This is a genomic window from Marinovum sedimenti (genome assembly GCF_054052205.1).
The window spans coordinates 1,582,224-1,593,078 of record NZ_CM133223.1; the positions used below are offsets into that span (position 1 = coordinate 1,582,224).

At 60.0% G+C, this 10,855-nt stretch carries 9 protein-coding genes; 2 read left to right on the plus strand and 7 right to left on the minus strand.

Annotated features, from left to right (window positions below; translation table 11 throughout):
- Positions 1 to 11: 11 nt before the first annotated feature.
- From rpsJ to rpsL, 5 genes are all read right to left on the minus strand, one after another.
- Positions 12 to 326, minus strand: a complete 315-nt coding sequence (gene rpsJ / locus ACW9UO_RS07610; protein ID WP_323768096.1) for a 30S ribosomal protein S10 — start codon at positions 324 to 326, stop codon at positions 12 to 14.
- A gap of 137 nt (positions 327 to 463) precedes the next feature.
- Positions 464 to 1,639 carry an elongation factor Tu gene (gene tuf, locus ACW9UO_RS07615; protein WP_457088363.1) on the minus strand — a complete coding sequence of 392 codons (1,176 nt, stop codon included), beginning with the start codon at positions 1,637 to 1,639 and terminating at the stop codon, positions 464 to 466.
- Between the two features lie 90 nt (positions 1,640 to 1,729).
- On the minus strand, positions 1,730 to 3,850 hold the full coding sequence (fusA, locus tag ACW9UO_RS07620) for an elongation factor G (protein WP_457088364.1): 2,121 nt from the start codon (positions 3,848 to 3,850) through the stop codon (positions 1,730 to 1,732).
- An 18-nt stretch (positions 3,851 to 3,868) separates the two neighbouring features.
- The gene (gene rpsG, locus ACW9UO_RS07625; RefSeq protein WP_457088365.1) at positions 3,869 to 4,339 is read right to left on the minus strand and encodes a 30S ribosomal protein S7; all 471 of its coding nucleotides are present in this window, start codon (positions 4,337 to 4,339) and stop codon (positions 3,869 to 3,871) included.
- A 12-nt stretch (positions 4,340 to 4,351) separates the two neighbouring features.
- The gene (gene rpsL / locus ACW9UO_RS07630; RefSeq protein ID WP_008883423.1) at positions 4,352 to 4,723 is read right to left on the minus strand and encodes a 30S ribosomal protein S12; all 372 of its coding nucleotides are present in this window, start codon (positions 4,721 to 4,723) and stop codon (positions 4,352 to 4,354) included.
- 338 nt (positions 4,724 to 5,061) lie between these two features.
- Between rpsL and ACW9UO_RS07635 the strand changes: the two genes are divergently transcribed.
- On the plus strand, positions 5,062 to 5,865 hold the full coding sequence (locus ACW9UO_RS07635; RefSeq protein ID WP_457088366.1) for a putative rhamnosyl transferase: 804 nt from the start codon (positions 5,062 to 5,064) through the stop codon (positions 5,863 to 5,865).
- On the opposite strand, the gene ACW9UO_RS07640 is transcribed toward ACW9UO_RS07635, so the two are convergent.
- Both ACW9UO_RS07640 and ACW9UO_RS07645 read right to left on the minus strand, forming a co-directional pair.
- Positions 5,833 to 6,720 (minus strand): DMT family transporter, encoded by an 888-nt coding sequence (locus ACW9UO_RS07640; protein ID WP_457088367.1) that lies wholly within the window; start codon positions 6,718 to 6,720, stop codon positions 5,833 to 5,835. The two genes, ACW9UO_RS07635 and ACW9UO_RS07640, sit on opposite strands and share 33 nt — an antisense overlap.
- Positions 6,721 to 6,846: 126 nt before the next feature.
- A complete protein-coding gene (locus tag ACW9UO_RS07645) occupies positions 6,847 to 9,348 on the minus strand; it encodes a GcvT family protein (protein WP_457088368.1) in 2,502 nt (833 codons plus the stop codon).
- Positions 9,349 to 9,798: 450 nt separating this feature from the next.
- Here ACW9UO_RS07645 and ACW9UO_RS07650 point away from each other — a divergent pair, with 450 nt between their 5' ends.
- Positions 9,799 to 10,845, plus strand: coding sequence for a rod shape-determining protein (locus ACW9UO_RS07650; RefSeq protein ID WP_457088369.1), 1,047 nt, complete (start codon positions 9,799 to 9,801; stop codon positions 10,843 to 10,845).
- Positions 10,846 to 10,855: the final 10 nt, after the last annotated feature.

Sequence of the window (10,855 nt, forward strand, 5' to 3'; positions counted from 1 at the left end):
TCATGCCCTCCTTACGCTTGCAGCTTGATTTCGACGTCCACACCAGCGGCCAGGTCGAGCTTCATCAGCGCGTCCACGGTCTGGGGGGTCGGATCAATGATGTCGAGCAGGCGCTTGTGAGTCCGGATTTCGAACTGGTCGCGCGATTTCTTGTTCACGTGGGGGCCACGCAGAACAGTGAATTTCTCGATCTTGTTCGGCAGCGGAATCGGCCCGCGCACATTGGCGCCGGTCCGTTTGGCAGTGTTGACGATTTCCTGAGTGCTGGAATCCAGCACACGGTAGTCAAACGCCTTCAGCCGAATGCGAATGTTTTGGCTTTGCATTGGTCTTAGCCTTCATTGGCGTTGGGTCTCGAGAGGATGAAGCAGGACCACCCTGCCCCTTCATCGGCCCCGAAAAGTGTAAGGTGGGCAAAGATTGCCCACCCCACGCATCATGTAACGGTTAATCCCGAAAAGGATTAATCGAGAACTTTGGACACCACGCCGGAACCGACGGTGCGGCCACCTTCGCGGATCGCGAAGCGCAGGCCTTGTTCCATGGCGATCGGCGCAATCAGTTCAACTTCGAACTTCAGGTTGTCGCCGGGCATGACCATTTCCGTACCCTCGGGCAGGTTCACGGTGCCGGTCACGTCTGTGGTCCGGAAGTAGAACTGCGGGCGGTAGTTGGCGAAGAACGGCGTGTGACGGCCACCCTCGTCTTTGGTCAGGATATAGGCTTCCGCTTCGAATTTGGTGTGCGGGTTAACCGACTTCGGCTTGCAGAGAACCTGCCCACGCTCAACACCTTCACGGTCGATACCGCGCAGAAGAACACCAACGTTGTCGCCAGCTTCACCGCGATCAAGCAGCTTGCGGAACATTTCAACACCGGTACAGGTGGTTTTCTTGGTGTCTTTGATGCCGACGATTTCGATTTCGTCGCCAACGTTGATCACACCGCGTTCGATACGACCGGTCACAACCGTACCACGACCCGAGATCGAGAACACGTCTTCGATCGGCATCAGGAACGGCTCGTCAACCGCGCGCGGCGGCTGCGGGATGTACGCGTCAACAGCGGCCATCAGCTCTTTGATTTTCTCTTCGCCGATTTCCGGATCGCGGCCTTCCATCGCCGCCAGTGCGGAACCCGCAACGATCGGGATGTCGTCGCCCGGGTAGTCATAGGCGCTCAGAAGCTCGCGAACTTCCATTTCGACCAGCTCGAGCAGCTCTTCATCGTCGACTTGGTCGACTTTGTTGAGGAAGACAACCATCGAGGGAATGCCAACCTGACGGCCAAGCAGGATGTGCTCGCGGGTCTGGGGCATCGGGCCGTCGGCCGCGTTCACAACCAGGATCGCGCCGTCCATCTGCGCGGCACCGGTGATCATGTTTTTCACATAGTCAGCGTGGCCGGGGCAGTCGACGTGGGCGTAGTGACGGTTCTCGGTTTCATACTCGACGTGTGCGGTCGAGATGGTGATGCCACGAGCTTTTTCTTCCGGCGCGCCATCGATCTGGTCGTAGGATTTGAAGTCACCAAAGTATTTGGTGATCGCTGCGGTCAGCGTAGTTTTGCCGTGGTCAACATGGCCGATGGTGCCGATGTTGCAATGCGGTTTGGTACGCGCAAACTTTTCCTTTGCCATGGTAATGGCTCCCTTATTTTCTATCGGATGGTGGGGCGAACCCCACCCTACGGTGGTGGGTAGGGCGGGGTTAACCCCGCCACCCGTTCTTTATGCGTATTTCGCTTGGATCTCGTCCGAGATGTTCTGCGGAACAGGATCGTAATGGTCAAACTGCATCGTAAACTGCGCGCGGCCCGAAGACATGGAACGCAGGGTGTTGATGTAGCCGAACATGTTGGCCAGCGGCACCATCGCAGCAATCGCAACAGCGTTGCCGCGCGGCTCTTGGCCGGTCACTTGGCCACGACGCGAGGTCAGGTCGCCGATGATACCACCGGTGTAATCCTCGGGCGTCACAACTTCGACCTTCATGATCGGTTCCAGCAGCTTGGCGCCAGCTTTCCGCATACCTTCGCGCATGCCCATACGAGCCGCGATTTCGAAGGCCAGAACGCTGGAGTCAACGTCGTGGAACTTACCGTCGATCAAGGACACTTTGAAGTCGATCACGGGGAAGCCGGCAAGCGGGCCGCTGTCCATAACCGATTTGATGCCTTTTTCGACGCCGGGGATGTATTCCTTGGGAACAGCACCACCAACGATCTTGGACTCGAACGAGTAACCTTCACCCGGCTCTGTTGGCGAGATGATCAGCTTGACCTCGGCGAACTGACCCGAACCACCCGACTGTTTCTTGTGGGTGTAGGTGTGCTCGACTTCGTGGCCGATGGTCTCGCGGTAAGCCACCTGCGGCGCACCGATGTTGGCTTCGACCTTGAACTCACGACGCAGACGATCCACCAGAATATCGAGGTGAAGTTCGCCCATGCCCTTCATGATGGTCTGGCCGGATTCGATGTCGGTTTCGACGCGGAACGACGGATCTTCTGCCGCCAGACGTGCGAGGCCTGTCGACATCTTCTCTTGGTCGCCCTTGGTTTTGGGCTCGACAGCAATCTCGATCACGGGATCGGGGAAAGTCATCGTTTCCAGAACCACCGGATCGTTTTTGGCACAGAGTGTGTCACCGGTTGTGGTGTTCTTCAGACCGCCAAGCGCGATGATGTCGCCAGCGAAAGCTTCGCTGATTTCATCACGGTTGTTCGAGTGCATCATCATCATCCGGCCAACACGCTCGGTGTTGCCTTTTGTCGAGTTCAGCATCGAGTCGCCTTTGACGAGCTTGCCCGAATAGATCCGGACAAAGGTCAGCGAGCCAACAAAGGGGTCGTTCATGATTTTGAACGCCAGGCCCGAGAACGCCATATCATCATCCGCACGACGCGGGATGTTACGGGTTTCTGTCTCATCGCCGGGTTTGAAGCCCATGTAATCAACAACGTCCAGCGGGCTGGGCAGATAGTCGATCACAGCGTTGAGCAGCGGCTGAACGCCTTTGTTCTTGAACGCCGAACCACCGAGAACTGGAACGAAGGACAGCGACAGACACCCTTTGCGCAGCAGCGAACGCAGCGTTGCGACGTCCGGCTCATCGCCGTCCATCAGGTAGTTTTCCATCGCGTCGTCGTCCATTTCGACGGCGGCTTCGATCATTTTGGCACGCCATTCGTCGGCCATGTCCTTGAGGCTGTCGCGGATCGGTGCTTTGATCCAGCTCGCGCCAAGGTCTTCACCCTGCCACAGCCACTCTTCCATGGTGACGAGGTCGATCAGACCTTCCAGCTCGGTTTCTGCGCCGATCGGAATGCCAACCGGCACGGCTTTGGCACCGGTACGGTCTTCGACCATTGCAACGCAGTTGAAGAAGTCTGCGCCGATCTTGTCCATCTTGTTGACGAACACCATCCGCGGAACCTTGTAGCGGTCAGCCTGACGCCACACGGTTTCGGTTTGGGGTTCGACACCAGCGTTGGCGTCAAGCACACAGACCGCACCATCGAGCACCGCCAGCGAGCGTTCAACTTCAATGGTGAAGTCAACGTGGCCGGGGGTGTCGATGATGTTCAGACGGTGCTTGGGGCTATCGGGCGTTTCGCCATCTTCGGTGCGTTCCCAGAATGTGGTGGTCGCAGCCGAAGTGATGGTGATCCCACGTTCCTGTTCCTGCTCCATCCAGTCCATGGTGGCCGCACCATCGTGCACCTCACCAATGTTGTGGGATTTGCCGGTGTAAAACAGGATCCGTTCCGAGCAGGTTGTTTTCCCTGCGTCGATGTGGGCCATGATGCCGAAGTTACGATAGCGGTCTAGCGGATAATCGCGTGCCATGTGTGTAAGCCTCTGAATTTACCAGCGGTAATGGCTGAACGCTTTGTTCGCGTCGGCCATCTTGTGGGTGTCTTCACGCTTCTTGACAGCGGAACCGCGGGAATTGACAGCATCCAGCAGCTCGCCTGCGAGGCGTTCTTCCATCGTGTTTTCATTGCGGGCGCGGCTGGCGTTGATCAGCCAACGGATCGCAAGAGCTTCACGACGCTCGGGGCGCACTTCGACCGGCACCTGGTAGGTGGCACCACCAACCCGACGCGAGCGAACCTCGACCGACGGTTTGATATTGTCGAGCGCTTCGTGGAAGATTTCCACAGGGGCGCGTTTTACTTTGCCTTCAACGCGATCAAGCGCATTGTAGACAATTCTCTCTGCGACCGACTTTTTGCCGTCGATCATCAGGTTGTTCATGAATTTCGTCAGAACCGTGTCACCATATTTGGCGTCAGGCAGGACTTCGCGTTTTTCAGCGGCGTGGCGGCGGGACATCTATAGATCCTCTTACTTAGGACGCTTCGCGCCGTACTTCGAACGGCGTTGTTTACGGTCTTTGACGCCCTGGGTATCCAGAACACCGCGAAGGATGTGGTAACGCACACCGGGAAGGTCTTTTACACGACCGCCACGGATCAGAACCACAGAGTGCTCCTGAAGGTTGTGGCTTTCACCGGGGATGTAGCTGATGACTTCGAAGCCGTTGGTAAGACGGACTTTAGCCACTTTCCGCATCGCCGAGTTCGGCTTTTTCGGTGTGGTGGTATAGACGCGCGTACAAACGCCACGTTTTTGCGGGCATTGTTCCAAGTGTTGCGACTTGGAGCGCTTGACTTTGGGCTGACGCGGTTTGCGGATCAGCTGTTGGATCGTTGGCATAGAGGTATCTTCCCCGGTTTCGCTCTCAATTTGGTGCATGAGGGCGGCCCCATGCGGTGTATCTTACTGCGCAGGTACGTCCACAAGCGCAAAACCCGCGATCGCAGCCATTCCGAGGTCTACGACGCGGTTTGTTATCAGAGGATCGGAGCGGTAAGTGCCCGGATCGTGACCACAGCAATATGATGTCGACGGTGGGGCGACCCCCGGTGCCGAGATGGGGTGGCTATATGGGGAGTCGCGTGGCTTGTCAACAGCGCCACCCCGCTTGCCAACAGCGGCGGCGGAGTGCAAGGCTGCGACATGCAGTAGCACGGTCCAAACAGGAGTAAAACGCGATGCAGGTCATTGGATTGTGCCGGTTTTCCTATCCCGGTCTTGGCGGCTTTCAGGTCGAGCATGACAGCATCGAAGACCGCATTGCCTACCTCTATGACAGCGCCCGGATGGAAGAGCGGTTCCGCCATTTCGAGGCGATCACCCTGCCCGGCCTCAAGGCCCAGACCGATGGCGATTTCCTGTTTCTGATTGTGGTCGGCGATCAACTGCCGCGCCAATGGTCCGACCGCCTGCAGGATCTGGTGGCCGATTTCCCCCAAGCCCGCATTGTTGCCCACCCGCCGCGCGAACATCGCCCGGTGATGGCCGAGATCATCAATGACGCGCGCGGCGAGTTTGGCCAGCCCTGCCTGCAGTTCCGCCACGATGACGATGACGCCGTTGCGGTCACCTTTGTCGAACGCCTGCGCGCTGCTGCTGCCGATTGCCCCGGCCTGTTGCGCGATCACCGGTTGGTGGGCTTTGACTTCAATCGCGGCTTTATCGCCCGCCCCGACAGCGAAGGCATCATGGCCGAGGCCAACGTCACCCCCTATTGGGGGGTCGCGCTGGCGATGGCTGTCAAACCCTGGGCGCGCCACACCATCATGAACTTTGGCCACAACCGGCTAAACCGCTTTATGCCCACCGTGACCTACACCCACGAAGACATGTTTGTGCGCGGCCACAATGATCACAATGACAGCCGTCAGGGCGAAAAGGTCACCAAGGTCAAACTCAAGCGCCTCGACGACAAGGGCGAGCGCTATTTCAACGACACCTTTGCGATTTCATCTGACAGGGTACGCGCGATTTTTGCGTGACCGGCGCGACTCGCGCCACAGGGTAAACACCCCCATCGACACCACGATAAACGCCCCCAACAGCGTCAAAGGTGCAGGCCAGTCGCCCCAGACCAGATAGCCCAGGACCAGCGCCCAAAGCAGCGCGGTATAGCGGAACGGCGCGGTAAAGCTGACCTCGCCGACCCGCATCACCATCACGCTGCACAGATACGCCATCAGGATAAACCCCGCCGACAGCACGATCAGCAGCGCATTTGCCGGTGCAATCGGCTCCCATCCGGCGGGCAGGCTGGCCACTCCGGCAAAGACCATCACCGACACCGCCCCCATGAACGACACCAAGATCGAGGGCACTTCGCGTGACATCGACCGGGTGGCCAGATCGCGCAGGGTCGAGCAGACCACGGCGACGAGCGCGAACGACGTGGCGGTGCTGAACCCCTCCGGCCCCGGCCGCACGATAAGCAGCATGCCGCAAAAGCCCACTGCGATGGCAATCCAGCGCCGCCAGCCCACCGGCTCGCGCAGGAACAGCGCCGCCCCGAGCGCCACGCTCAGCGGCAGGATTTGCAGAATGGCGGTGACATTGGCGAGCGGCATCCGGAACAGCGCCGACAGGAAAAACACCGTCGCGCCGACCTCGGTTGCGCTGCGCAACCCGACCAACAGCCAGTCCCGTCGCGGCAGATCGAACCTCAGCGCCCCAAGGTGGCGCGCCAGAAAGAACAGGAACAGGCTCGCCAGAACGCCGCGCAGAAAGATCAGCTGAAACAGCGGCACGTCCCCGGCGGTGAGCTTGATAAAGGTGTCGTTGATGGTGAATCCGGCCATCGCGCCCATCATCAACAGCGCGCCGCGTGTGTTGTCCTGCATGCCCTGCCCTCTTTGCCCGCCGCATCCTTGGCGCGCAGGTCGGCGAATGACAAGCCCGTGCAGAAGATGCATGCCGGAGCCGTCAGGCGCGGACCGAGGAGACACCCGTGCCGCGCCTGTAAAGCCTTAGCCGTCCTTGCGGATGGTTTCGTTTTTCGGGTCATACGGGCTGTCACAGGTCACTTCCGCATCCCACAATTCGCCCATGATCCGCACCTTCAGCCGTGTGCCTTCAACCGCCAGCTCAGGCCGCACATAGCCCATGCCGATGCTCTTGCCAAAGGCCACCGAATAGCCGCCCGAGGTCAGCCGCCCGACCTTTTCCCCGTCAAGATACAGCGCCTCACGGCCCCAGGGATCGGCATCCTCCGGCCCGTCAATCAACAGCGTGCAGCACTTCGACCGCACCCCCAGCGCCTGCATCGCGTCCTTGCCGCGAAAGTCGCTCTCAAGGTCCACAAAGCGCGGCAGATCCGCCTCCATCGGCGTCGCATCCCGGCCCAGCTCAGTGCCAAAGGCGCGATAGCTTTTCTCCTGCCGCAGCCAGTTCTGCGCCCGCGCGCCCACCAGCCGCAGCCCGTGGTTCTTGCCCGCCGCTTCCAGCAGATCGAACAGGTAATTCTGCATCTCGATCGGGTGGTGCAATTCCCAACCCAGCTCGCCGGTATAGGCCACCCGGATCGCCATCACCGGGCACATCCCCAGCTCGATATGCTGCATCGACAGCCACGGAAAGCGCTTGTTCGACAGGGCGGTGTCAGGATCGCCATCCTTGATCACATCGCGCAACAACGCCCGCGCCAAAGGCCCCGCCACGGCAAAGACGCCGTATTGCGTGGTCACATCCTGCACCAGCACCATCTTGCCGGTTTCAGCCATGTAATCCTCGGCTGATTTGCGCAGAAAGTCGCCATCGTAATCTGTCAGCGCCCCGGCGGAGACAAGGTAATAGCTGTCCTCGCCCTGCCGCACGATGGTGTATTCGGTGCGCGTGGTGCCCGCCTCGGTCAGCGCATAGGTCAGGTTGATCCGGCCGACGCGCGGCAGCTTGTTGGTGGTGAACCAGTCGAGAAACCCGGTCGCGCCAGCGCCCGTCACGATGTGCTTGGTAAAGGCCGAGGCGTCGATCATGCCAACGCTTTCGCGCACCGCGCGGGCCTCATCGACCGCATGCTGCCACCAGCCGCCCCGGCGGAACGAGCGCGCATCGTGGTCAAAGCTGTCCGGCGCATCCAACGGCCCGAAGTAATTCGGCCGCTCAAACCCGTTCACGAAGCCAAACTGCGCCCCGCGCGCCTTCATCCGGTCATAACACGGCGCAGTGCGCAGCGGGCGACAGGCCTCACGCTCTTCATCCGGGTGGTGCAGAACAAAGACGTGGTCGTAACACTCCTCATTCTTGCGCGCGGCATATTCGGTGGTGATCCAGCGGCCATACCGCTTGGGGTCAAGCGAGGCCATGTCGATCTCGGCCTCGCCCTCCACCATCATCTGCGCCAGATAATAGCCCGTGCCGCCAGCGGCGGTGATCCCGAACGAGAACCCCTCAGCCAGCCACATATTGCGCAGCCCCGGCGCAGGCCCGACCAGCGGGTTGCCATCCGGGGTGTAACAGATCGGCCCGTTGAAATCGTCCTTAAGGCCCACGGTCTCCGACGACGGAATCCGGTGGATCATGCTCATGTATTCCTCTTCGATCCGGTCCAGATCGAGCGGGAACAGGTCGGCGCGGAAACTGTCGGGCACCCCGTATTCAAACCGCGCCGGCGCACCGCGCTCATAGGGGCCCAGGATCCAGCCGCCGCGCTCCTCGCGCACATACCACTTGGCATCAGCATCGCGCAGCACCGGGTGCTCGCCTTGGGTCTTGCGATATTCAACCAAAGCCGGGTCAGGCTCGGTCACGATGAACTGATGCTCGACCGGGATGGCGGGGATCTTGATCCCCAACAGCCGCGCGGTGCGCTGCGCATGGTTGCCGGTCGCCGTCACCACATGTTCCGCCGTAATCACAGTGGACTCCTCAGAGGCCACCAGATTGCCGCCCTTCTCCACCATCTTGGTCAGGCTGACTCGCCACTCCGACCCGGTCCACTCATAGCCATCCACCTGCCACTTGCGCTCGATCACCACGCCGCGCTGCCGCGCGCCCTTGGCCATCGCCATCGTCACATCGGCCGGATTGATATAGCCATCGGTGGGGTGGTAAATCGCTCCCTCCAAATCCTCGGTCCGCACCAAAGGCCAGCGCTGCTTGATCTGATCGGGTGTCATCAACTCATAGGGCACGCCCACCGTCTCGGCAGTCGAGGCGTAGAGCATATACTCATCCATCCGCGCCCGGCTTTGCGCCATCCGCAGGTTGCCCACCACCGAGAACCCGGCGTTCAGCCCGGTCTCTGCCTCAAGCGACTTATAGAACTTCACCGAGTAGTCGTGAATGTGGCTGGTGGCATAAGACATGTTGAATAATGGCAAGAGCCCCGCCGCATGCCAGGTCGACCCGGAGGTCAGTTCATCCCGCTCCAACAGCATCACATCCTGCCACCCGGCACGCGCCAGATGATAGGCAATCGATGTACCAACGGCACCGCCGCCAACGACAAGCGCTTTGACATGGGTCTTCATCACGAGGCTCACTCCAATCCGATGTTGCCCTGTAAATACAACGCCGCACCTGATCGCGCAAAACCAGCCCGACCAGTGAAGGCGGGAAAGCGACATTCCCACCCCGCGGGGCCAAAAAGCCTTCTTCTGTTCAAAAATACCGCGGGGGAGGCCCGCAGGGGCGGGGGCAGAGCCCCTTTTGCGCGACCCGCAATCACACTATCTCCATCAAAGCCTTGTAAAAACGTCGCACCAAACCGCCAAATATTGCACAATCTCAACATTATCACGCCCCGCCATGATGCCCGCCAATGCCCCAAAATCCCTCCTCTGGGCAGATTAGCGCCGACACCTCTTGCAACGGCCCTTTCACATATTCGCCCACCTCCGTATAAGTGCGCTTGGTCGGACTTCGGTGCAGAGTCGCGGCCCGATGATCAATGGCACCGAAAAGGCAAGGTAACCTCCAAAATGTTTTCATTGTCAGATTTGACCGGCATGTTCTCGGCCGACATGGCCATCGACCTCGGCACAGCCAACACGTTGGTTTATGTCAAGGGCAAGGGCATCGTGTTGGCGGAACCTTCTGTTGTGGCCTATCACGTCAAGGACGGTGTCAAAAAGGTGCTGGCCGTGGGCGAGGATGCAAAGCTTATGCTGGGCCGTACACCCGGTAGCATCGAGGCGATCCGCCCGATGCGCGAAGGTGTGATTGCCGATTTCGATACCGCCGAAGAGATGATCAAGCATTTCATCCGCAAGGTGCACAAACGTTCGACCTTTTCCAAGCCCAAGATCATCGTCTGCGTGCCCCACGGCGCAACACCGGTCGAAAAACGCGCCATTCGCCAGTCGGTTCTTTCCGCTGGCGCGCGCAAGGCCGGGCTGATTGCCGAACCCATCGCGGCAGCGATTGGCGCAGGCATGCCGATCACCGATCCCACCGGCAACATGGTGGTTGATATCGGCGGCGGCACAACCGAGGTTGCGGTGCTCTCGCTGGGCGACATCGTTTATGCGCGTTCGGTGCGTGTGGGGGGCGACCGGATGGACGAAGCCATCGTCAACTATCTGCGCCGTCAACAAAATATCCTCGTCGGTGAATCCACCGCCGAGCGCATCAAAACCTCCATCGGCACCGCGCGGATGCCCGACGATGGCCGTGGCGCGACGATGGTGATCCGCGGTCGCGACCTTTTGAACGGCGTGCCGAAAGAAACCGAAGTGACCCAAGCCCAGATTGCCGAAGCACTGGCCGAGCCGGTGCAGGCGATCTGCGAAGCGGTGATGACCGCGCTGGAAACCACCCCGCCCGATCTGGCCGCCGATATTGTCGACCGCGGCGTGATGCTGACTGGCGGCGGCGCGCTTCTGGGCGATCTTGATCTGGCTTTGCGCGAACAGACCGGGCTGGCGGTATCGATTGCCGACGAAAGCCTGAACTGTGTGGCGCTGGGCACCGGCAAGGCGCTGGAATACGAGAAACAGCTGCGCCACGCGATCGATTACGACAGCTGAAACCTGGCGA